This window comes from Nereida sp. (assembly GCF_965655635.1).
Classification (GTDB): Bacteria; Pseudomonadota; Alphaproteobacteria; order Rhodobacterales; family Rhodobacteraceae; genus Nereida.
Genome location: NZ_CBFHHE010000030.1, coordinates 1 through 21,682 on the forward strand (window position 1 = coordinate 1; position 21,682 = coordinate 21,682).

Annotated in this window: 24 protein-coding genes; 11 read left to right on the forward strand and 13 right to left on the reverse strand. The window is 54.1% G+C overall.

The window, feature by feature from the left end:
* From ACTF5M_RS09215 to ACTF5M_RS09245, 7 genes are all read right to left on the reverse strand, one after another.
* Nucleotides 1-768, reverse strand: a 768-nt coding sequence (locus ACTF5M_RS09215) for a 3-phosphoshikimate 1-carboxyvinyltransferase (protein ID WP_438960722.1), incomplete at its 3' end; no start/stop codon positions are given.
* A 124-nt stretch (nt 769-892) separates the two neighbouring features.
* Nucleotides 893-1,606, reverse strand: a complete 714-nt coding sequence (gene trmB, locus ACTF5M_RS09220; RefSeq protein ID WP_438960723.1) for a tRNA (guanosine(46)-N7)-methyltransferase TrmB — start codon at nt 1,604-1,606, stop codon at nt 893-895.
* A gap of 78 nt (nt 1,607-1,684) precedes the next feature.
* Nucleotides 1,685-2,866, reverse strand: a complete 1,182-nt coding sequence (gene metK, locus ACTF5M_RS09225) for a methionine adenosyltransferase (protein WP_438960724.1) — start codon at nt 2,864-2,866, stop codon at nt 1,685-1,687.
* Nucleotides 2,867-2,949: 83 nt separating this feature from the next.
* Nucleotides 2,950-4,554, reverse strand: a complete 1,605-nt coding sequence (gene lnt, locus ACTF5M_RS09230; protein ID WP_438960725.1) for an apolipoprotein N-acyltransferase — start codon at nt 4,552-4,554, stop codon at nt 2,950-2,952.
* A complete protein-coding gene (locus ACTF5M_RS09235; protein WP_438960726.1) occupies nt 4,551-5,513 on the reverse strand; it encodes a hemolysin family protein in 963 nt (320 codons plus the stop codon). The genes lnt and ACTF5M_RS09235 overlap by 4 nt, the downstream gene beginning before the upstream one ends.
* Before the next feature lie 46 nt (nt 5,514-5,559).
* Nucleotides 5,560-6,030 carry an rRNA maturation RNase YbeY gene (gene ybeY, locus ACTF5M_RS09240; RefSeq protein ID WP_438960727.1) on the reverse strand — a complete coding sequence of 157 codons (471 nt, stop codon included), beginning with the start codon at nt 6,028-6,030 and terminating at the stop codon, nt 5,560-5,562.
* Complete coding sequence (locus tag ACTF5M_RS09245) at nt 6,027-7,100, reverse strand: PhoH family protein (protein ID WP_438960728.1); 1,074 nt, start codon at nt 7,098-7,100, stop codon at nt 6,027-6,029. Before ACTF5M_RS09245 ends, ybeY begins: the two co-directional genes overlap by 4 nt.
* A 276-nt stretch (nt 7,101-7,376) precedes the next feature.
* Here ACTF5M_RS09245 and ACTF5M_RS09250 point away from each other — a divergent pair, with 276 nt between their 5' ends.
* The gene (locus tag ACTF5M_RS09250; protein WP_438960729.1) at nt 7,377-8,006 is read left to right on the forward strand and encodes a thermonuclease family protein; all 630 of its coding nucleotides are present in this window, start codon (nt 7,377-7,379) and stop codon (nt 8,004-8,006) included.
* Nucleotides 8,007-8,086: 80 nt separating this feature from the next.
* Here the strand turns inward: ACTF5M_RS09250 and ACTF5M_RS09255 are convergent, their stop codons facing one another.
* The 3 genes from ACTF5M_RS09255 to miaB form a co-directional block, all read right to left on the reverse strand.
* The gene (locus ACTF5M_RS09255) at nt 8,087-8,404 is read right to left on the reverse strand and encodes a hypothetical protein (protein WP_438960730.1); all 318 of its coding nucleotides are present in this window, start codon (nt 8,402-8,404) and stop codon (nt 8,087-8,089) included.
* 11 nt (nt 8,405-8,415) lie between these two features.
* Nucleotides 8,416-8,931 (reverse strand): OmpA family protein, encoded by a 516-nt coding sequence (locus ACTF5M_RS09260; RefSeq protein WP_438960731.1) that lies wholly within the window; start codon nt 8,929-8,931, stop codon nt 8,416-8,418.
* Nucleotides 8,932-9,224: 293 nt separating this feature from the next.
* Nucleotides 9,225-10,553: a tRNA (N6-isopentenyl adenosine(37)-C2)-methylthiotransferase MiaB gene (gene miaB, locus ACTF5M_RS09265; RefSeq protein ID WP_438960732.1), complete on the reverse strand. Its 1,329-nt coding sequence runs from the start codon at nt 10,551-10,553 to the stop codon at nt 9,225-9,227.
* A 189-nt stretch (nt 10,554-10,742) separates the two neighbouring features.
* On the opposite strand from miaB, the gene ACTF5M_RS09270 reads away from it, so the two are divergent.
* Nucleotides 10,743-11,567: a hypothetical protein gene (locus ACTF5M_RS09270; RefSeq protein WP_438960733.1), complete on the forward strand. Its 825-nt coding sequence runs from the start codon at nt 10,743-10,745 to the stop codon at nt 11,565-11,567.
* A gap of 20 nt (nt 11,568-11,587) precedes the next feature.
* Here ACTF5M_RS09270 and irr read toward each other — a convergent pair whose 3' ends face one another.
* The gene (gene irr, locus ACTF5M_RS09275) at nt 11,588-12,013 is read right to left on the reverse strand and encodes a Fur family transcriptional regulator Irr (protein ID WP_438960734.1); all 426 of its coding nucleotides are present in this window, start codon (nt 12,011-12,013) and stop codon (nt 11,588-11,590) included.
* Nucleotides 12,014-12,198: 185 nt separating this feature from the next.
* Here irr and fabA point away from each other — a divergent pair, with 185 nt between their 5' ends.
* The 9 genes from fabA to ACTF5M_RS09320 all read left to right on the forward strand — a co-directional run bounded on the left by fabA (nt 12,199) and on the right by ACTF5M_RS09320 (nt 20,004).
* Nucleotides 12,199-12,708 (forward strand): bifunctional 3-hydroxydecanoyl-ACP dehydratase/trans-2-decenoyl-ACP isomerase, encoded by a 510-nt coding sequence (gene fabA / locus ACTF5M_RS09280; RefSeq protein WP_438960735.1) that lies wholly within the window; start codon nt 12,199-12,201, stop codon nt 12,706-12,708.
* A gap of 176 nt (nt 12,709-12,884) precedes the next feature.
* Entirely contained in the window at nt 12,885-14,114 is a 1,230-nt protein-coding gene (gene fabB / locus ACTF5M_RS09285) for a beta-ketoacyl-ACP synthase I (protein ID WP_438960736.1), read from the forward strand.
* Between the two features lie 132 nt (nt 14,115-14,246).
* Entirely contained in the window at nt 14,247-15,035 is a 789-nt protein-coding gene (locus ACTF5M_RS09290) for an enoyl-ACP reductase FabI (protein WP_438960737.1), read from the forward strand.
* 84 nt (nt 15,036-15,119) lie between these two features.
* Complete coding sequence (locus ACTF5M_RS09295; RefSeq protein WP_438960738.1) at nt 15,120-15,785, forward strand: haloacid dehalogenase type II; 666 nt, start codon at nt 15,120-15,122, stop codon at nt 15,783-15,785.
* Complete coding sequence (locus ACTF5M_RS09300; RefSeq protein ID WP_438960739.1) at nt 15,785-16,612, forward strand: alpha/beta fold hydrolase; 828 nt, start codon at nt 15,785-15,787, stop codon at nt 16,610-16,612. Before ACTF5M_RS09295 ends, ACTF5M_RS09300 begins: the two co-directional genes overlap by 1 nt.
* Nucleotides 16,609-17,571: a threonine ammonia-lyase gene (locus ACTF5M_RS09305; protein ID WP_438960746.1), complete on the forward strand. Its 963-nt coding sequence runs from the start codon at nt 16,609-16,611 to the stop codon at nt 17,569-17,571. The genes ACTF5M_RS09300 and ACTF5M_RS09305 overlap by 4 nt, the downstream gene beginning before the upstream one ends.
* 5 nt (nt 17,572-17,576) lie before the next feature.
* Nucleotides 17,577-18,368 (forward strand): 3-oxoadipate enol-lactonase, encoded by a 792-nt coding sequence (pcaD, locus tag ACTF5M_RS09310; protein ID WP_438960740.1) that lies wholly within the window; start codon nt 17,577-17,579, stop codon nt 18,366-18,368.
* The gene (locus tag ACTF5M_RS09315) at nt 18,365-19,600 is read left to right on the forward strand and encodes a TCR/Tet family MFS transporter (protein ID WP_438960741.1); all 1,236 of its coding nucleotides are present in this window, start codon (nt 18,365-18,367) and stop codon (nt 19,598-19,600) included. The genes pcaD and ACTF5M_RS09315 overlap by 4 nt, the downstream gene beginning before the upstream one ends.
* Before the next feature lie 95 nt (nt 19,601-19,695).
* The gene (locus ACTF5M_RS09320; RefSeq protein ID WP_438960742.1) at nt 19,696-20,004 is read left to right on the forward strand and encodes an ArsR/SmtB family transcription factor; all 309 of its coding nucleotides are present in this window, start codon (nt 19,696-19,698) and stop codon (nt 20,002-20,004) included.
* A gap of 97 nt (nt 20,005-20,101) precedes the next feature.
* On the opposite strand, the gene ACTF5M_RS09325 is transcribed toward ACTF5M_RS09320, so the two are convergent.
* Together ACTF5M_RS09325 and ACTF5M_RS09330 are read right to left on the reverse strand one after the other, a co-directional pair.
* The gene (locus ACTF5M_RS09325) at nt 20,102-21,136 is read right to left on the reverse strand and encodes a quaternary amine ABC transporter ATP-binding protein (RefSeq protein ID WP_438960743.1); all 1,035 of its coding nucleotides are present in this window, start codon (nt 21,134-21,136) and stop codon (nt 20,102-20,104) included.
* Between the two features lie 15 nt (nt 21,137-21,151).
* Nucleotides 21,152-21,682 (reverse strand): ABC transporter permease (locus ACTF5M_RS09330; protein ID WP_438960744.1); only part of this gene is annotated, 531 nt, incomplete at its 5' end.

Here is a 21,682-nt window from a genome sequence, read left to right on the forward strand (position 1 = left end):
CAGCGCGGCACACACAGGAAACGCGGCCGAGCTTGGGTCGCGCGGCACCACGATGTCTTGCGGCTTTAATTCCGGCTGGCCCGTCAGGGTAATCTTGCGACCTTCTGGAACCTCTTCTGTGATCACGCTGGCGCCAAAACCGTTTAGCATCCGCTCTGTATGATCACGGGTCGCTTCTTTCTCAATAACAACTGTTTGACCTGGCGCGTTCAACCCAGCCAACAAAACCGCCGACTTCACCTGCGCAGACGGAACAGGTGTGACATATTCAACTGGCACTGGATCGGCCGCACCGACAATCGTCATCGGCAAGCGGCCACCACTGCGACCGTAAGACTGCGCCCCAAACAGCGCGATCGGGTCCGTCACGCGGGCCATCGGCCGCGACCGTAACGAGGCGTCGCCTGTGAACGTCACAGACATATCACTGGTGGCCATGCAGCCCATAATCAAGCGCACACCAGTACCGGAATTCCCGCAATCAATCACATTTTCAGGCTCGCTAAAGCCACCAACACCAACACCGCGCACAGACCATTTTCCACCACCATGATTGGTCACCGTCGCACCAAACGCCTGCATTGCCTTTGCAGTGTCCAACACATCTTCGCCTTCAAGCAATCCAATGATCGTTGTCTCACCCACAGCCATCGCCCCGAAAATCAAAGCACGGTGCGAAATTGACTTGTCGCCCGGTACATTTGCCTCACCGCGCAGCGGGCCTGATTTGCTCGATTGCATTGGAATTGGCTCACCGTGGCTGGACATAATGCGCGCTCTCTCTTGGGACTGCTCGTTGGATGACCAATTGGTCGATGCCTCGTTCTAACCCGTGGCCAATGCTAGGTAAATCAGCCAGTTTCGCTTTGGCAGAAATACTCACTTTACCAGATCAAATCTTGCGAAACGTAAGATAATGCTGGGGGCGACCTTCACGGATGGCCTTTTGCTCGTACCGCGTCGAAATCCAATCACCCCACGGGGTGCGCCAATCTGCAGGCGCTTCAGCCAACCACTCAAAACCTGCCTTGGGAACTTCGACCAAGGTTTGGCGAACATAGTCTGCAATATCTGTTGCCACACGGAATTCAGCGCGGGGCTTTAGCACACGCGCTAATGGCTCAAGATGTTCTTGGGTCACAAATCGACGGCGATGGTGCCGCTTTTTAGGCCACGGGTCTGGATAAAGAAGAAACGCCTTTGAAATACTCGCATCCGGCAAAACGTCAAACAAATGACGGGCATCACCAGGGTAGATTGCGAGGTTTTCAACACCAGCTTTACGCACTTTACCAAGCAACATCGCCACGCCGTTTATGTAAGGCTCTGCGCCAATAATGCCGACCTGCGGGTTCTCTGCTGCTTGGTGTACCAAGTGCTCGCCGCCGCCAAAACCAATTTCAAGCCACACATCTTTATCGCCAAAAACCTTTGGTAACTCCAAAGGGGTACGCTCAGGATTATCCTCCCAAGACACAGCACCGGGCGACAAAGCCGCAAGGTCCTCATCAAGATAACGCTCTTGCGCAGAACGCAGGCCCTTACCCTTGAAACGCCCATAAAAATTACGCCAAGGCGCGCCGCTTTTGTGTGTTGTATCGGTCATGATCGGCGGTTTACGCACCGCGCGCAGACTTGGCAAGCAAGCCGTTCGCGCGCGGAACGTATCACTCTAAGCGGCTTGCTAGACCGCTGCCTTCAGCGCATCCACCAGATCCGTGCGCTCCCAGCTGAATCCACCGTCCGCTTCGGGGCTACGGCCGAAGTGACCATAGGCCGCTGTGCGCTGATAGATCGGACGGTTTAGGCCCAGATGTTCGCGAATACCGCGCGGTGTTAGGCTCATCGTTGCACGGATCGCCTTTTCAATCGCCGCATCATCCACTTCGCCGGTGCCAAATGTATCAGCATAGATCGAAAGTGGCTCAGCCACGCCAATCGCATAGCTCAGCTGGATCGAGCATTTCGTGGCCATGCCAGAAGCCACCACATTCTTGGCGAGATAACGCGCTGCGTAGGCCGCTGACCGGTCTACTTTGGTCGGGTCTTTCCCCGAAAACGCGCCCCCACCGTGGGGCGCTGCACCGCCGTAGGTATCGACGATAATTTTGCGGCCTGTCAGACCCGCATCCCCATCAGGCCCGCCAATCACAAACTTGCCAGTGGGGTTCACGTGCCAAGCGGTATCCGCAGAGATCCACCCCTCGGGCAGCACTTCGCGAATATAGGGCTCAACGACTGCGCGAACGTCGGCACTGCTCATTGAGGCATCAAGGTGCTGGGTCGACAACACGATCGAGGGCACACCAACGGGCACGCCGTCGCGGTATTCAACAGACAGCTGTGACTTAGCATCAGGCCCCAATGTGGGCTCTGTGCCGTCTTTACGCACTTCGGCCAAGCGGCGCAAAATCGCGTGCGAATACTGGATGGGTGCAGGCATCAACGCGTCTGTTTCGCGGGTGGCGAAACCAAACATAATGCCTTGGTCACCCGCCCCTTCATCTTTATCCCCAGAGGCATCAACGCCTTGGGCAATATGCGCCGACTGCTCGTGCAACAGGTTTGTGACCTCAACTGTTTCGTGATGAAACTTATCCTGCTCATAGCCGATGTCTTTGATGCACGCGCGCGCAATCTCATCGATGCGGCCCATGTAATCTTTCAGCTTGTCAGGATCAGATAAGCCAACCTCGCCGCCGATCACAACGCGGTTTGTGGTGGCGAACGTTTCTGCTGCGACACGCGCCTCAGGCTCCTCGGCCAAAAAGGCATCAAGTACTGCATCGGAAATCCGGTCGCAGACTTTATCCGGGTGACCCTCGGAAACGGACTCCGAAGTAAATGTATAATTAGATCGTGTCATGAAACGTGCTCCAGTTGATTGCCGCCCACACCGCCAGGAAGCCGTTGGTGAGGCGTGGCGTCCTCGCTATGCCGTTAGGCACATCACGTCAACGACGAACGCCGCCACACCAGCACAGACGTGCCAATAAGCCACAACATAAAGACCCCGATGATCGGCCAATCACGCGTACGCGCATAAAGTGTGGCCTTTCCCGCGGCGGGCATCGCTGCATCGATGAAGCCTGTCTGGTTCATCCCAAGCTGTGCCGTCACGCGTCCACGGGCATCGATTATGGCGCTGATACCCGTATTGGCCGAGCGCAGCATTGGAATGCCCTGCTCAAGACTGCGAAACTGTGCTTGCACCAAATGCTGGCGCGGACCAGCCCAGTTGCCAAACCATCCATCATTGGTGATCAGTGCAAAAAATACAGGGCGCTCTTTGGTTGCCCCAGCCAAATGCGGGAAAATCCCCTCGTAGCAAATTAAGATTTGCGCGCGCCCCAGTTCGCCTACCTGTAGCGTGCGCATACCGATACCGCGCGAAAAGCCACCCCCCTCATTCGCGGCAAGCCCGTAAATGCCAAGCTTGGACAGCAGGCCACCAAAAGGCAGATATTCTCCAAATGGGACCAACTGCGCCTTGTCATAAAAGTCCGTCACATGACCATCATCAATCACAACGGCTGTATTGAAAAACCGCAAGTGTTCAGCCCGCTGTAAGCCCGCGATCACCGGTGTTTGGGGCAGCGCACGCGAAATCATACCAATCGCGACATCTGCCTCATCCAACCAAACGGGAATTGATGTCTCGGGCCACACAATCAAATCGGGCCTGCGCCCGCCATTTTCAGGTGCAGCTTCGCTCAGCGCCACACTTCGGTCGAAAAAATCACGCGCTTTCTCAGGCAGCCACTTCTCGGATTGTGGCGCGTTTGGCTGCACAATCCGGACCAATGTTTGCTTCGTCTCAGTAGGCCCAACATTGGCTGGCGTAGGTGGCATAGGCTGCATTCCGGCAAACACAACAATCAACACCCCAATCATAACCCCCCACCCCATGCGGTAAGGCAGGACATGACGGTTCAACACCGCCCATGCAAAAATGCAAATAGCGAGCAGACTCAATAGCCCAAGACCATGGGGGCCAAGCACAGTTGCAAGCATTGAAGCCTGGGTATCGACCCAGATATAGCCCAACAAACCCCAAGGAAATCCCGTAAACGCAAAACTGCGCAGCACTTCAACACCACCCAGTGCAAAAGCCCAATTCATCAGAAAATGAGCATGAGCCCGCGGCCCCAAAACCAATGTACGTTCACGTTTCCAGATCGTTTTGAAATGAAAAGTCGAGCTGTCAGCCGGTACAGTTTCAGACGTGGCAAAAAACGCTACCACCTGTGCCAAGCCCCAAAACACAGACAAGCCACCGCATAAAAACAACAAGGCAAACGGCGCCATCCAGCCGTGCCGCGCAGCGTCCACCAAGAACGGCTCAACAATCCAGTGCAATGTGACAGCGAAATATCCAAAGCCAAACAGCCAGCCGCGCAGAGACGCCGCGCGTATGCTGCGGTCATGAAAAGATTGCGACAGGTGCAAAACACCCCCCGCAAAAGCCGCGGCAATGATGCCAAAAGGGGCGCCAGCAAGGGCAACAATCGCACCTGCGATTGCTGAAACCCAAACGGGCAGTTTTGGGATCAAGGCACCCGTACCCGAAGGCGTTTGATCCGGCGGGGGTCTGCGTCAATTACTTCAAACTCTGGTCCAGCAGGGTGTTTCACCACCTCGCCGCGCGCAGGCACGGAGCCTGACAACATAAAGACCAGTCCACCGAGTGTATCGATGCCCTCTTCGTCGATGTCTTCGTGATCCGTCAAGGATTGGCTGATGTGGTGCTCAAACTCATCAAGCGGCGTTTTGGCCAGCGCAAGGTAGCTACCATCCGTTTCTTGGCTCCACATGTCTGCATCGGCCACATCGTGCTCGTCTTCGATCTCGCCGATGACTTGCTCGATCAAGTCCTCGATGGTGACCAAGCCGTCCACACCGCCATATTCATCGATGACAAGCGCCATATGAATGCGCTCTGCCTGCATCTTTTGCAGTAAAACCCCCGTCGGCATGGAGGGCGGGGCATAAATCAATTCGCGCAGCATCGCCTTTAGGTCAAACTTTTTGGACCCGTTAAACCCATGACGCAGGGCTAGGTCTTTCAGGTGGATCAACCCGACGGGTGCATCAAGGTTGCCGTCATAAACGGGCAAGCGGGTAAAGCCGCTGTGGCGGAAAACTTCGACCAGATCGTCTTTTGAAATATCAAGCGCCACACCGGTAATATCTGCACGCGGAATAGCAATATCATCCAGCTGCAATCGGCGCAGATTGATCATCCCGTGGGTCGAACGCACGCCAGCATTTGTGCCTGCCCCCGCATCGGAACGGGTGTCATCCGCGGGGCTAAGCGCGCCAATGATACGGCCGAAAAAGCTGTCAGATTTTGCCACAGGCACCTCGGCCTCAAGGGCAGGTTGCGCATCACTGGAGCGGAGTTCCGCCGCGACATTATTGGTGTCATCAGAGGAAGGGGATTTAGACGGTGTGGCATCAAGTGCCTGCGCGCGTTGCGCTGCGCTAGAGGAGCCGTCGGAACTGTCGTTCATCGTGTCACAATCGTGTTTGTAAGGGGCCAGTCGCCCTCGGACTTAACTAATATGGGTTAGGGATGCCTAGTTTTGCAAGGATTTCTACTTCTAAACCCTCCATCAACTCTGCATCTGTGTCTTCAATGTGATCATACCCCAATAAATGAAGGGTTCCATGCACAATTAAGTGAGCAATATGCGCCTGTGGGGTCAACTGAGCCTCCCCTGCCTCACGATGGCACGTCTCGTAGGCCAGCGCGATATCACCCAACTCTGTCTCATCCTCGAACGGATCAGGTGTTGGGGCTTGCGGCGGGGTCAACTCTTGGGCGGGCCATGACAACACATTTGTCGCGGTTGGTTTCTCGCGAAATTCGGCATTCAACTCGGCAATCCGCGCATCATCACAGCCCATCACGCACACCAAATGAGACACAGGATTAAGCGACAAGTGGATCAGCGTAGCGTCAGTGGCAGCAACAGCCAGCGCTTCAAGCCCCGACCAGCGCGCGTCTTCCAGAACGACATCGATCATCCTTTGGCCGGATCATCTTTGTCATACGCCTCAATAATCTTGGCGACCAAGTGGTGACGTACAACATCCTTAGCGGTGAAATAGTTGAAGCTGATGTGCTTTATCCCGCTCAAAAGACGTTCTGCGTCACGCAACCCTGATTGAACACCACGCGGCAAATCAACCTGCGTGCGGTCGCCAGTAATCACCATTCGCGACCCTTCACCCAGACGGGTCAGGAACATCTTCATTTGCATAGATGTAGCGTTCTGAGCCTCGTCCAGCACAACAAACGCATTAGCCAACGTCCGACCGCGCATGAAGGCAAGTGGTGCGATCTCGATCTTTTTGTCTTCGATCATCTTTGTAACTTGTTTGGACGGCAAAAAATCGTTCAACGCATCATAGAGCGGCTGCATATAGGGATCGACTTTGTCTTTCATGTCCCCGGGTAAAAAGCCAAGACGCTCACCCGCTTCGACCGCTGGGCGCGATAGAATGATCTTATCCACTTTACCGCCAACAAACATGTTCACAGCAGCAGCGACAGCCAGATAAGTTTTGCCCGTACCAGCGGGACCGATACCAAAGCAAAGCTCATTTTTGAAAATCTCACGCACATAGTTTTTCTGCGCTTTCGTACGTGGTTTGACCAATTTTTTGCGAGTGGTGATCTCAACATCACCACCTTTGAACATCTCGATTTGCGCACCGGTCATGCCGCCTGCGGCCGTTGCAGGCTTTTCTTCAGCACCGTCTTTGGCAGGGTCGAAAACAGGAGCGCTCAGGCGTAGTGCCCCGTCGATCTCGCCAATATCAACCTTCCCGCCCGCTTCAAGCCTCATGTAAAGCCCGCCCAAAACCTGCGCTGCGCGTGCACTTGTATCCACATCACCAATCAACGCCAGACGGTTGCCACGGCGAATAATCTGAAGCGAAAGCACGTTCTCAATATGGCTAAGATTGCGATCGTATTCACCGCAAAGGTCAATCAAAAGGCGGTTGTCAGGGAACTCGAGAAGCGTCTCTGTGGTGTCTGGGCCCTGATCTGAAGCAGATCCGGTCTCAGGTATCAGCGTATCGACAGGCAATCATGTCTCCCTTTTGATGTGTCGGCGGCAATTGGCCAGATCGTGGCTTCAACCGTGTCCCCACGGGAATAGGGATGCAACCCACCAAAAGCCTGTTTTACAAAATTATAACATTTTTTCGGACGACCAGCATGCTGAACAGATCAGAGACGTTTTGACGCAACAACCCAGCCGAACAATCATTCCCAGCAAAGTCTGTACTTACCAACGTTTTACCGACATAGTTCTGAGGTATTTTGGGTGGCAGCGCCGCCGTATAAATGGGTGAACAGGTTTATGGAAATATTTGCGCTTATCGCTTTATTTGGAGTTGTTTGGTGGATTGCATCGCAGATTGGGCACAAAACCCCACCGACACACCCAACAGCAAGGCAGCAGCAAAGCACCCCTCTGAGACAAGTCAGGTCCGCACCCAAAACTACTGCTCCAATCGCCACGGCGTCACGCACACCTCTAAAGCCACCTACTCATAAGGTCGGCGAAAAGCTGGAAGGCCCCGCCTACATTATCGACGGTGATAGCCTGCGCATTCAGAAAACAGAAATCAGATTGTTTGGCGTTGATGCCCCCGAAATCAATCACCCCTATGGTCAAAAAGCCAAATGGAAACTTCTTGAATTGTGTAAGGGTCAGCGGATTACAGCAGAAATTACTGCAATTGATCACTGCGGACGAGCGGTCGCAAAATGCTATCTACCAGACAGAACAGATGTGTCCGCAGAAATGGTTAGACAGGGGCACGCGATCGACTGGCCGCGCCACTCTGGCGGCGTTTACACACACTTAGAAAGCCCAGGCGTGCGCAAACGCCTATGGTTGGCCAACGCAAGACAAAACGGTCAGATGTTCCTTTGGCAACGGTATGAAGAGCGCAAAGTCGCAGCAAAGCAAAAGCGCGAACACTGAACGGTTGCCGCCCTAAAGTGCTGTAGCGCCAAAAATAAAACCCCCGGGTTTCCGACAACACGGCGCTAGAATCAGCTAAATCAGAGCGGATCAGATACGTCATCGGCGCCCTTGAAAGGACCGATGGCTGTGTTGGGTGGGGCAACGCCTGAGCAAACTGGCTTGCCGTCAGGATCCAAACGCGCTGACAAATACCCTTCGATGCCGTCATCAATGATCCAGTGGTCACAGCCTGTTGGGTCAACCCAGATACCAGCTTGCAGCTGGCTTAGGTCTTTGTCGCCACGAAAGCCCGCATCAACGGTTTTGTCGTCCCGAGGTCCGCCCTCAAAGCCAGACACACAGCCCGCCATCAGCAGTCCCGCCGATCCAAGAACGATGGTTTTCACAATAGTCATTTACTCACTCCTCAGCGGATACAGATGATTTCGACGCGGCAGCTTTGCGCCAAGCCTGCTTGGGTTTTGTTTGATGCACGTGGTTGGCGTTCCCCGTAACCGCGCACATCCACAATATTGGCCCCTGCGGCGCGACCCACCGCGGCGACCGCGTTTGCGCGGTTCAATGACAAGCGCATGTTATAGGCGTCAGACGCGCGGCTATCTGTGTGGCCCGTGATAACGTAGCACGCCGCACCGGTTTGGCGGAAGAACTTAGCCAAACGCGCACGACCTGCGTTCGAGACGTGATACCGGTTGGTGGCAAAAAGTTGGTCAGAGTTGATGACGCCGCACGTACTGCCGCGATTACACACCGGAATGCCTTGGCGGCTGACTTGGGGCGTCATAAAGCCTTCAGCGCCGTCATCCATCACCCAATGCTCGCAGCCATCGGGGTCAACCCAGATTGTTGGTACGTAACGCTCGCCTACCACTGTGCGCTGCTGTGCAGCTGCATCAGTTGTCTGAAACGCCAACGCCGCCACAGCGACCGCAGCCGTTGCGATAGCGGATGCGCTATGTTTTTCACTCTATTCACCACGAGATGTATCCTCTGCCGTTGTAACCGGTGTTCACTCAAAAAAACGGAAATCAGTTTTGACGTCGGCGTGTCAAAAATCCGTTAATACTTAAAACTCTACCGATTTCGGGCAGTTTGTGAAGAAAAAACTACCACATATTGTGCTTGAGTGCGCAACAGTGGCTAGGCGAACAGCCTATTTTTGCGAATTTATCCACTATCTTATGAAATATCGGCAAGCAAAGGCCTGCGCGCACATCAGGACGAGACAAGCTCTCCGGTCAGCGAGTTAGTTTCAGAGGCGGTGATCAGCACTTCAGCCACCTCGCCCAACAGGTGATCAGGGGCAAATGCGTGGGTGGCGTGCAGATACTCAGACTTGCCGATCAACTGCCCCTCGCGACGGCCACGTTTTTCAAAGAGAACTTTCACTTTGCGACCAACCATACTGTCTTGTCCTGCGCGTTGCTGCTCTGAGATCAGTGTCTGAAGACGCTGAAGGCGCTCGCTTGCGATCCCATCATCAATCTGCGGCTTTTCTGCAGCTGGCGTGCCAGGGCGCGTAGAGTACTTAAAGCTGAACGCAGAGCCGTAGTTTGTGGCGCGGATCAAGGACATAGTTTCTTCGAAGTCCTGATCCGTTTCACCTGGAAAACCTACGATAAAGTCCCCAGAAAGCATAATATCAGGGCGCGCTGCGCGGATACGCTCAATCACCTTAAGGTACTCTTCTGCGGTGTGTTTACGGTTCATCGCCTTGAGGATACGGTCACTCCCCGACTGCACGGGCAAGTGCAAATACGGCATCAGTTTATCACATGTACCGTGTGCCTCAATCAGGTCATCGGTCATGTCGTTGGGATGTGAAGTTGTGAAGCGGATACGCTCCAAACCGTCTATTTTATCCAGCTGCCAGATAAGCTGCGCCAGTGAAGTATCAGAGCCGTCTTCCGCCGCACCGTGATACGCATTCACGTTTTGGCCCAACAGTGTGATTTCGCGCACACCGCGTTCTACCAGATCACGGGCTTCTGCGACAATGCGCGACGCGGGGCGGCTGACTTCGGCACCGCGGGTATAAGGAACCACGCAAAACGCGCAGAATTTATCACAGCCCTCTTGTACTGTCAGAAACGCGGTTGGCCCGCGTTTGGCTTTGGGACGCGACTTTAGGTGATCGAATTTGTCTTCTTCGGGGAAATCCGTGTCGAGCGCCTTGCGGCCCGTTTGGATTTCCTCCTCCATCTCCGGCAGACGGTGATACGACTGCGGCCCAACAACTAGATCAACTGCGGGCTGGCGACGCATGATTTCTTCACCCTCGGCCTGAGCCACACAGCCCGCTACACCAATCTTCAGGTCAGGCTTATCGGTCTTAAGCGTCTTGAGACGGCCCAGTTCGGAGTAGACCTTTTCAGCGGCCTTCTCACGGATGTGGCAGGTGTTGAGCAAAATCATATCGGCTTCTTCGGGGCTGGACACTTCTGTGTAGCCCTTGGACCCCATCGCCTCGGCCATGCGTTCACTGTCATAGACGTTCATTTGACAGCCGTAGGTTTTAATAAACAACTTCTTGGTGTCAGCCATGACAAGGACCCTTGCTGGTTGGGATGAGGAAAGCACTATGCGCGCCCGCGCGCCCATGTGCCCATGTATATAATGTAGTTCTGGCATGCAAATGGTTCGCTATTAAGGCACTGTCAACGGGTACTATTGATGGGTTTCACAGCTTATGCGGCACGATACGTTGGATGATTTCATCGCCTCAGGGCAGATGTGCTGCGCCAAGGGCCAATTGCGTTGATCTTTGTGGAAGACAGCGTTGAGGTGAACAGCACGATCAAACATCATCTTGGCCTTGGGTTTGGCACCGTTTTGGTCTTTGCAATGGGTGACATCATCATCGACGCCACCCATGAAGAGGTTGTGCACCGTATTGACTATGACCCAATTCAACCAGAGGCGGTTTGCACACACGTAAACCGTGTGATCGGTGCCGCAAACGGACAATGGGTGTATTACTGTCATAACGCTGAATATTTGTTTTACCCGTTCTGCGAGACCCGTAGCGTCAAGAAAATGCTGCAGTTTCACGCCGAAGAACGCCGCAATGCAATGCTGACATATGTGATTGACCTCTATGCAGACGATCTGGACGCGCATCCCAATGCGGTTTCCGTTGAGCGCGCGCACCTTGATAAATCAGGCTATTACGCACTGGCCCGCAAAGACCCCGACGCCAATTGGGAGCCGAAAGAACGGCAGCTTGATTTCTTTGGCGGAGTACGGTGGCGGTTCGAGGAACACATCCCTGAGCAGCGCCGCAAGATTGACCGGATCAGCCTGTTTCGCGCAAAGTCAGGACTTGAGCTGCGCACAGATCACACACTGAACGATGAAGAATACAACACCTACGCTTGCCCTTGGCACAACAACATCACTGCGGTGGTGGCTTCGTTTCGCACAGCAAAGGCGCTAAAGCGGAACCCCGGTTCGTCTTTTGACATCTCAACATTTCAGTGGCGTAATTCAGTGAGGTTTGAATGGCACTCGCAACAGCTTCTGGACCTCGGCCTAATGGAGCCGGGTCAGTGGTGCTAATTTAGCATGGAGATAAGTAGTTATGTGCGGCGCAGACGGATGACCACATCAACTGACGCAATCTCAGCCCCCTCAGGCAAGTCCGGCAGTTTGGCAATTTCCAGCTGGTCCGCTGGCGCATCCGTCAAAGACGCGGTGTCTTCCCAATAAAAATGCGGGTGATCTGACATGTTGGTGTCGAAATAACTTTTCGCCCCATCAACCGTAATTTCACGCATCAGGCCCGCGTCACAAAATGCAGCCAGAGTGTTGTAAACCGTCGCAAGAGAAACCCCCTCGCCCGATTTTGACGCAGCCTCATAAAGCCCTTCGGCCGTTACGTGGCGGTTCTGTCCATCGCCCACAAGCAATGTCGCCAATGAAACGCGTTGTTTCGTTGGGCGCACACCACCGGCGGTAAGCCAGTCGGTTCCACGTTGGGTTGGGAGAGGCGTCTCAGTACTCATGTTACTGATATATGCTATTTTGCGAGCCGTTTTCAACTGCAAAGGGAAGAATGCGTAAAGATGGCTTTTCTTTATAGGCGTTCGCACAGCTCTTTACCCACAGGAGGCCAGACGGTTGCACCTGACTTTGCGGCAATGATAGAGAAAGCAAGAGCAAGCCACGCAATGTGACGAAAGAGAAAAACATGTCCCAATTCCCCACCAGCTTCGACAAAAATGATCTGCTAAAATGCGCCCGTGGGGAGCTATTTGGCGAAGGCAATGCACAACTTCCAGCCCCACCAATGCTGATGATGGACCGGATTACCCACGTTTCTGCAGACGGCGGGGCGCACGGCAAAGGCCACATTACCGCAGAATTCGATATCACCCCTGATCTGTGGTTTTTTGATTGTCACTTTCCCGGCAACCCTATCATGCCCGGCTGCCTTGGCCTTGACGGCCTGTGGCAGTTAACTGGCTTTAACCTTGGCTGGCGCGGCTGGCAGGGACGCGGGTATGCACTTGGCGTTGGCGAAGTGAAGCTGACAGGCATGGTGCGCCCTGACCGCAAATTACTGACCTACAAAATTGACTTCACCAAGGCGATCCAGACCCGCCGCCTAACCATGGGTGTCGCGGACGGCATCGTGGAGGCAGACGGCGAAGTGATTTACCAAGTCAAAGACATGAAAGTGGCGCTAAGCGAAAGCTAAGGATCACACTAGGTTCGCCCAAAACAGATGAGACAAATTAAGGTGCCGCTGCTTCATAAAAGCTGCGGCACTTTTCGTTGACGGCCACGCTTCGATGCCGCTGTTGGTCAGCGCCCCTCTTGCCCCGCCAGCGGCTCTCCCATACATATCCATAAAGCCAATAAAGGGAGCTGCTCATGCGCCGCGTTGTCGTCACAGGACTGGGAATTGTATCGCCCATCGGAAATTCAGCCGAGGAAGTCACTACCGCTTTGAAAGCTGGTAAAAGCGGAATTTTTGCGTCTGAGGAAATGGCCGAGCACGGGTTTCGCAGCCAAGTCGCCGGCACCCTGAAAATTGATCCCAAAGAACATATCGATAAACGTGCCATGCGTTTTATGGGCCCCGGCGCGGCATACGCCCATATCGCCATGAGCCAAGCGATTGCCGATTCAGGCCTTGAGGAAAAAGACGTTGTGAACCCACGCACCGGTTTGGTCGCAGGTTCTGGCGGTCCTTCAACGTCATCCATGCTGGCAGCGCATCAAACTGTCCTGAAAAGCGGCGCTACCAAACGTATTGGGCCATTTGCAGTGCCAAAATGTATGGGTTCGACAATCAGTGCGAACTTGGCAACGGCGTTCCAGATCAAGGGTATCAACTACTCAATCACCTCTGCATGCTCCACATCCCTTCACTGTATCGGCAACGCAGCCGAGCAAATCATGATGGGCAAGCAAGACGTCATGTTTGCAGGCGGCGGCGAAGAACTTGATTGGACCCTGTCGTGCCTCTTTGATGCGATGGGCGCGATGTCATCGAAATATAACGACACGCCCGAAAAAGCCTCAAGGGCGTTTGACGCGGACCGTGACGGGTTTGTCATTGCTGGGGGCGGAGCGATTGTAGTGCTTGAAGATCTTGAGCACGCCAAAGCGCGCGGCGCGAAAATCTATGCAGAAGTGACAGGCCTTGGCGCAACGTCAGACGGCGCTGACATGGTTGCGCCATCTGGTGAGGGCGGCGAACGGGCGATGCGTTTGGCGCTGCAAACTTTGCCGCAAGACCGCAAGATCAGCTACATTAATGCCCACGGCACATCGACACCTGTCGGTGACGTTGGTGAAGTAGAAGCAGTGCGCCGCGTTTTCGGACAAGGCAGCACACCTGTGATCAGCTCGACAAAATCAATGACTGGCCACTCACAAGGGGCAACCGGCGCACAAGAAGCAATCTACTGCCTGTTGATGCTGAAAGACGACTTTATCGCGCCATCAATCAACGTCGAAACCCTTGATCCGGCACTCGACCCTGCAGAGATTGCAACCGCTCGCGTCGACAACGCCGGCCTTGATACAGTCATGACAAACTCATTCGGCTTTGGCGGGACAAACGGCTCAATGCTGTTGAGCAAGTTCCAAGACTAAATCCCTACGAACCAGATGTGCGGGTGCTTCAACTGCTGCTCGCACATCGAACCCTTCTTCATAAAACCCCGCGTCAACTTGACCTAAGCGGCCAAACGGGTCACTTACGTCGTAAGTATATGAGGAAGAAAAATGACCAATCCATTGCAAGGTAAACGCGGCCTAATCATGGGTGTCGCGAATGAGCGCTCAATCGCTTGGGGCATTGCTCGCGAAATGCACCGCGCAGGCGCCGAATTGGCATTCTCCTACCAAGGCGAAGCTTTCGGCAAGCGTCTGGCGCCACTGGCTGAAAGCGTTGGTTCGGACATTATGGTCGATGTGGACGTCACCGATGACGCCTCAATGGACGCAGCATTTGAAACGCTCAAAGACAAGTGGGGCACCATCGACTTTTTGGTGCACGCCATTGCTTATTCCGACAAAAATGAGCTGACGGGCCGCATCTCGGATACCTCACGGGACAACTTCAAGAACTCCATGGCAATCAGCTGTTATTCCCTGATTGATTGCGCGAAACGCGCGTCTTCATTGATGACAAACGGGGGCACAGTACTGACCCTAACGTACCAAGGCAGCAACCGCGTCACACCTTTCTATAACGTGATGGGCGTTGCCAAAGCCGCCCTTGAAAGTGCAACGCGCTATCTTGCCAATGACCTTGGCCCAGACGGTATTCGCGTAAACGCAATCAGCCCCGGCCCGATGAAAACTTTGGCAGGTGCTGCGATCGGCGGCGCGCGCAAGACCTTCCGGCAGACCGAGACAAACGCACCGCTGCGCTCAAACGCAACCCTAGAGGCTGTTGGCGGCACAGCTGTGTATTTGGCGTCTGATGCGGGCGCATGCACAACCGGCGAGATCATCCGTGTGGATGGCGGCTACCATGTTCTTGGAATGCCGCAGTCCGAAAACCTCTAGCACACGACGGAGCGCGTCACAGACACGCTTGACGCTGGCGGGCGGATGGGCACTCTGGCTTTGTACGTTGAAGGAGCCAAGGCAATGCCCATCACCACCTGTGTTTTCGATGCTTACGGTACGTTGTTTGATGTGGCCTCGGCCGCGCGCCGAGCAGCATCACAGCCCGAAAACCACGCAATAGCTGAATGCTGGCAACAACTTGCGACAGACTGGCGCGCCAAACAACTGAACTACACTTGGCTGCGCACAATCGCCAAAGAACACGCTAATTTCTGGCAGATTACGCAAGACGCACTCGACTGGGCCCTTGAGGCACAAGGAATTTCTGACTCAAATCTGCGCCAACGATTGCTGGACCTTTACCGTCACCTTGATGCCTACGATGAAGTTGCAACTGTGCTGCGCGATCTATCTGCGCGCGGTATATCTTGCAGCATTTTGTCCAACGGCACCCACGACATGTTGAATGCTGCAATCGGGTCCGCTGGGCTAAGCCATGCGTTTACAAATGTCTGGAGCATTGATGACATCGGCGTCTTCAAGCCCGACACGCGTGTTTATGACATGGTAACTGCACCAAAAGATAAGGTGCTGTTCATGTCGTCAAACGGCTGGGACGCGGCGGGTGCGGCGCACTACGGCTGGCGCACCGTCTGGGTGAACCGCGCGGGAGACCCTGTGGACCGGCTCTACGGGGAGCCAAAAATTATCGAGAAAGACCTGACCAAAATTACCGAGTATCTCTAGTGCCAATTTTCGCAGCAGTTGACCGCACCAACCTTTATTATACTGACGAGGGCAGCGGCACGCCCCTTTTGCTCTTGTCGGGGCTGACCCGTAACAGTGACGATTTTCAGTACGTCATCCCCCATTTGCGCCAACGCGGCGATGTGCGGATCATAACTATGGACTACCGCGGGCGGGGCAAATCTGATTGGGCCGACCCTGCCACATATTCAATCGTACACGAAGCCCAAGACGCGTTGGACCTGCTGGATCACCTCGGAGTCGACTCCGCCGCAATCCTAGGGGCATCACGCGGCGGGCTAATCGCCATGGCGCTTGCCGCGACACACAAAAGCCGCCTCACCGGTGTCGCGCTTAACGATATCGGGCCCGAGATTTCCCAAACTGGCATGGACGCAATCCGTGCGTATGTAGGGCGCAATCCTGCTGCACAAACCTACTCTGAGGCGGCCAACATGCGTGCGCAGTTGATGGTGGGCTTTGCGAATGTGCCAGCCAGCCGTTGGCACGAAGAAGTGCACACGCATTATCGCCAAACTCCCGATGGTTTAAAAATCAACTATGACCCGCGCCTGTCGGAAACCATTGTACCGCCCCCTAATACGCCCCTTCCCGATCTGTGGCCCCTCTTTAATGCGCTGGCAGATTTACCAATTTGCACAATTAAGGGCGAAAACTCAGACCTGTTTACTCAAGCCACCCTCGACAAGATGCTGGCAAAACGCCCCGATATGATGCACGCCATCATTGAAGACCGCGGTCATGTGCCATTTTTGGATGAACCAGCGGCTGTGCAGACCCTGAACAAATGGTTGGATTGTTTATGAACATTGATGAAATTCGCGCAGCGGACAAAAGACTTGAAGGGCATGTGCGCCGCACGCCGCTGCTCAATTCACCTGCCCTCGACAAAATTGCGGGCAAGCGCGTTTTTTTGAAAGCTGAGAACCTGCAGCACACGGGGTCATTCAAATTTCGTGGTGGCTGGGCTGCCATAAGTGCACTGCCGAGAAACACCAAAGGTGTGCTTGCATATTCAAGTGGGAACCACGCCCAAGCTGTCGCAAATGCTGCGCAGCATTTTGGGCTACCTGCAGTGATTATTATGCCCTCGGATGCACCGCTCACTAAGATCAATAATACCAAGGCGCTTGGCGCCGAAGTTATTGCTTACAATCGTGAATCTGAAGATCGGGATCAAATTGGTGCGCAAATTGCTGCGCAGCGTAAACTCACTCTGATCAAGCCATTTGATAACGCCGATGTTATAGCCGGCCAAGGCACATGCGGGTTGGAAATTGCTGCGCAAGCAAAAGAGGCAGGCATTGATGATGCAGATGTTCTGGTTTGCTGCGGCGGCGGCGGATTCGTGAGTGGCATCGCCCTCGCGCTTGAGGCTGACGCACCAAAAATGCGTGTCCGCCCCGTTGAGCCGGTTGGCTTTGACGATGTGATCCGCTCACTTGCAGCGGGCAAGAGACTGAGCAACCCGTCGACCACCGGCAGTATTTGTGACGCCATCATCAGCCCCTGTCCGGGCGCGATGACGTTTCCCATTATGAGCCGCCTGCTGCACGGCGGCATTACTGTAAGCGATGAGATGTGCCTGAGAACAATGGCATTGGCATTTACCCACCTAAAAGTCGTTCTGGAGCCAGGCGGTGCGATCGCGTTAGCAGCAGCGCTTTTTCATAATAAGGGTCTGGGCGATACCATTATTGCCACTGCAAGTGGCGGCAATGTGGACGCACCAATGTTTGCGCGCGCGCTTGAAACGCTGGACTGACATCCGTGAGCGAACACATCATCGATCGCCCACAGGGCCAGCAAATTTTCTGCAAATCACAAGGTGAAGGCGCGCCATTAGTGCTGCTGCACGGGCTTGGAACACATATGGGCATCTGGGATGAGTTGTTGCCGCATTTACCCCCCAACTTGCGAATAATCAGATGCGATATTCGCGGGCATGGCCGCTCAAGCTCACCCGATGCCCCCTACTCAATGGGCCAGTTGATCAGCGACATTGAAGCGGCTTTGGATCATCTACTTCCGCGGGATGCAGTGGTGCTTGGAACGTCTATCGGCGGGATGATTGCACAAGGGCTGGCGGTCAAGCGGCTTGATCTTGTACGCGGGCTGATCCTGTCTAACACGGCGGCAAAAATTGGAAACGCTGATCACTGGCAGGACCAGATTGATGCGTATCGCACGTACGGGTTACGCAGTTCCGCAGACAGTATTTTGCAGAAATGGTTCAGCCGCGATTACGCGATGTTCAATCAGACCTGCAATTTTCGCCACATGCTTTTGTCGACCCCTTTAGAGGGCTACCTTGGCTGCTGTCATGCAATCAAGGGCACGGATTTCTACACCCCAACAAGCGGTTTGCGATTGCCAACCTTGGGGATCGCCGGTTCAGAAGATCAAGTAACCCCGCCGGACTTGGTCCGCGAAACACTTGATGTCATTCCTGGATCGAAATTTCATTTGATGCGGCGTGTCGGTCATTTACCTTGCGTTGAAGCGCCCGAAGCCTATGCAGAAGTGATCACGCAATTTCTAAAAAACATAGGCCACATATGAACACCCCAGAAACTGCGCAGCAGCCAATCAAAAGCACACGCCTACCCTTTGTTTTCATATTGATCACGCTGACGCTTGACGCAATGGGGATTGGCCTAATCTTGCCAGTAATGCCTGACCTCATCCGCGAAGTAAGTGGCGGCACTTTGGGAACAGCCGCGATTTGGGGCGGTATTTTGGCCACAACGTTTGCGGTGATGCAGTTTGTTTTTGGGCCAGTTTTGGGATCACTGTCCGACCGTTTTGGCCGAAGGCCAGTTCTATTAATCTCACTTGTCGTCATGGCAGTGGACTATTTGGTGATGGCGCTTGCTGGCACCATTTGGTTGCTGTTTTTAACCCGCGTTGTGAGTGGGATCACCGCCGCGACCCAATCTACAGCGGCCGCATTCATTGCCGACATTTCCGCACCAGAGAAAAAATCTGCCAACTTTGGGCTGATCGGCGCCGCCTTTGGTATCGGCTTTGTGTTGGGCCCGGCAATAGGCGGACTGCTGGCTGAATTCGGAACCCGCGCACCGTTTTATGCCGCCGCAAGCCTTGCTGCGATGAACCTTGTTCTGGGCTATTTTGTGTTGCCCGAGACAGTGACGGATGCGATACGCCGCCCCCTTGATTGGCGACGCGCAAACCCGCTTGGGGCGCTATTACAGATCAGCAAACTGAAGGGAGTCGCAGCGCTACTCACACTCTTTTTCGTTTATGAGTTTGCCTTTATCGTCTACCCCGCCACATGGGCTTATTTCACCCAAGAACGGTTTGGATGGGCACCTTCAATGGTGGGCGTTTCACTGGCGTCGTTCGGGATTTCGATGGTCATCGTCCAAGGATTTCTGATCCGCTGGGTCATCCCAAAATTTGGCGAGGTAAATACAATCACCTACGGCTTTATCTTCAATGGGCTGGCGTTTGTGTTCCTATCAAGCGTCAGTCTGGGATGGCTGGTGCTGGCCTTCACTCCCGTGACCGCCTTTGGTGCCGTTGTGACACCCGCACTTCAAGGGTTGATGAGCAGCGCGGCAGGCGCAGATCAGCAAGGAGAGCTGCAAGGCGTCATAGCCTCAGCCAAGTCCTTGGCAATGATCTTGGCACCACTGGTCCTAACGTGGCTCTTTTATCACTTCACAGATGACGTTGGCATTTATCTGCCGGGGGCTGCATTTGCACTGTCCGCAGCCCTAATGGTGTTGTGTTTCTTCGTGTTTTTGGGCTGGAGGCGTGGTCAGTCGTAAAGCGGAAAACAGCGCAGAGTAACGCTACGGAAGTTTCCCATTGCTATTAGTGTAAACTCTAGATTACAGTTGATTTGTAATTAAGGATTTACACTTTGAGAGACGAAACCATCAGCATCGCGCAACGCACTGCCCCACTGGCAGAAGATACTGCGCAGTATCTCAAAACGCTCGGGCATGCTGGACGGTTGATGATCATGTGTCATTTGGCAAACGGTGAGAAATCTGTTGGAGATCTGGAAGAGTTGCTTGGCATTCGTCAATCCGCTGTCAGCCAGCAGTTGGGCCGTTTACGCGCCGAAGGCATGGTCCGGACACGGCGTTCAGGTAAAGCAATCTATTACTCGCTGTCAGACAATCGCGCGATTGATGCCATTAATTGTGTGCTTCATCACGGCGCCTAATCCGACTTCGCTAAACCGCTTCCCCTATTCGACAATCAAAAAGCCGCGAAAGGTCTCCCCTTCGCGGCTGTTGTTTTTGTCTATCTGCACGCAGAATTTACGCGGCCGATGAAATCCGGGGCACTAGCGCCTTAACAAGGTCCCGCATATCAAGCTGACCTACCGGGATCTCGCCATCGAGAACACGGTAAATGTTGGACGTATCCCCCTCAGACAACGCGATCAGACTTTCAAGGTTGTCCGTCAGCTGTACATCGCCTGAGAACTTCTTGGCAGACAATGCGCCCATCACAGATTTCACACGCAACACACGCGCGCGGTTAATATCCGAGACAAAGTCCTCAATGTAGGGGTCAGCAGGGTTAAGCAGAATACCCTGCGGCTCACCCTGCTGTACTACGGCGCCGTCTTTCAGGATCACCAAGTGATCAGCTAGCTTAAGCGCTTCATCAAGGTCATGCGTGATAAAAATGATGGTCTTTTGAAGTTCTGCTTGCAGCTCCAACAGCAGGTTCTGCATGTCCGTGCGGATCAGTGGATCAAGCGCAGAGAAAGCCTCATCCATCAACATGATATCAGTGTTCGCGGTCAACGCACGGGCGATCCCCACACGCTGCTGCATCCCACCAGAAAGCTGTGATGGATAGCGGTTTTCATAGCCGCCCAAGCCCACGCGGTCCAACCACTTGGCGGCCTCTTTCTCTTGGGTCTCAACATCCATACCGCGGACGTTGAGCGACATGGCAGCGTTCTGCAAAACGGTCCGGTGCGGGAGAAGGGCGAACTTCTGAAACACCATCGACATCCGCTCTTGGCGAAGGGCGCGCAGACCACTTTCAGACTGCTTCATCACGTCATCGCCGTCGATCAAGATTTCGCCCGCGGTGGGTTCAATCAAACGGTTTAGGTGACGGATTAGCGTAGATTTACCCGAGCCAGACAAGCCCATCACAACTGTGATTTCACCGGCCTGCATATCGACGTTGATATCTTGCAGGCCAAGAACATGTTTGTGCTCGGCAAGCAGCTCTTCTTTACCTATGCCGCCATGAACGTGGGGCATCATTGCTTCCGGCTCAGAGCCGAAAATTTTATACACTCCGCGCAGCCGGACTTTTGGTTCTTGTGTCATGTGTCCTGCTCCAGATCAGTTTTGATTGCGACCCATGTCCACGCGGGACAGGGCAGCTTTTGAGGTGCGATCAAGAATGACCGCCAACAGCACAATGCCGATACCCGCAACAATACCCACACCCAATTCAAGGTTACGGATACCGCGCAGCACAAGCACACCAAGGCCAGGCGCAGACACAAGTGACGCAATCACAACCATCGCAAGGCTCATCATAATGGTCTGGTTCACCCCGGCCATAATGTTGGGCAGCGCCAATGGAAGTTGCACTTTGATGAGTTTCTGACGGTTGGTCATGCCAAACGCGTCGGCAGCTTCAATCACGTCTTTGTCCACAAGTCGGATGCCCAAATCAGTCAAACGGATGATCGGCACGATCGCATAGAGGATGATCGCGATACCGTACAGCTTAGATTCGGTGACCGAGAACAAGAAGATCAGCGGGATAAGATAAACGAACGATGGCAAGGTTTGCAGCAGATCAAGCACCGGAATAGACGCCCGCTGCATCGTGTCGGACTTCGACATCGCAATGCCAATAGGCAC

Coding starts and splice junctions, on each gene's coding strand:
- miaB (WP_438960732.1), bottom strand. CDS start 10,553: ATGGCTGACACCAAGAAGTTGTTTATTAAAACCTACGGCTGTCAAATG.
- ACTF5M_RS09305 (WP_438960746.1), top strand. CDS start 16,609: ATGAACATTGATGAAATTCGCGCAGCGGACAAAAGACTTGAAGGGCAT.
- irr (WP_438960734.1), bottom strand. CDS start 12,013: ATGAGTACTGAGACGCCTCTCCCAACCCAACGTGGAACCGACTGGCTT.
- ACTF5M_RS09315 (WP_438960741.1), top strand. CDS start 18,365: ATGAACACCCCAGAAACTGCGCAGCAGCCAATCAAAAGCACACGCCTA.
- trmB (WP_438960723.1), bottom strand. CDS start 1,606: ATGACCGATACAACACACAAAAGCGGCGCGCCTTGGCGTAATTTTTAT.
- ACTF5M_RS09295 (WP_438960738.1), top strand. CDS start 15,120: ATGCCCATCACCACCTGTGTTTTCGATGCTTACGGTACGTTGTTTGAT.
- ACTF5M_RS09250 (WP_438960729.1), top strand. CDS start 7,377: ATGGAAATATTTGCGCTTATCGCTTTATTTGGAGTTGTTTGGTGGATT.
- fabB (WP_438960736.1), top strand. CDS start 12,885: ATGCGCCGCGTTGTCGTCACAGGACTGGGAATTGTATCGCCCATCGGA.
- ACTF5M_RS09235 (WP_438960726.1), bottom strand. CDS start 5,513: ATGAACGACAGTTCCGACGGCTCCTCTAGCGCAGCGCAACGCGCGCAG.
- ACTF5M_RS09325 (WP_438960743.1), bottom strand. CDS start 21,136: ATGACACAAGAACCAAAAGTCCGGCTGCGCGGAGTGTATAAAATTTTC.
- ACTF5M_RS09255 (WP_438960730.1), bottom strand. CDS start 8,404: ATGACTATTGTGAAAACCATCGTTCTTGGATCGGCGGGACTGCTGATG.
- metK (WP_438960724.1), bottom strand. CDS start 2,866: ATGACACGATCTAATTATACATTTACTTCGGAGTCCGTTTCCGAGGGT.
- fabA (WP_438960735.1), top strand. CDS start 12,199: ATGTCCCAATTCCCCACCAGCTTCGACAAAAATGATCTGCTAAAATGC.
- ACTF5M_RS09290 (WP_438960737.1), top strand. CDS start 14,247: ATGACCAATCCATTGCAAGGTAAACGCGGCCTAATCATGGGTGTCGCG.
- ybeY (WP_438960727.1), bottom strand. CDS start 6,030: ATGATCGATGTCGTTCTGGAAGACGCGCGCTGGTCGGGGCTTGAAGCG.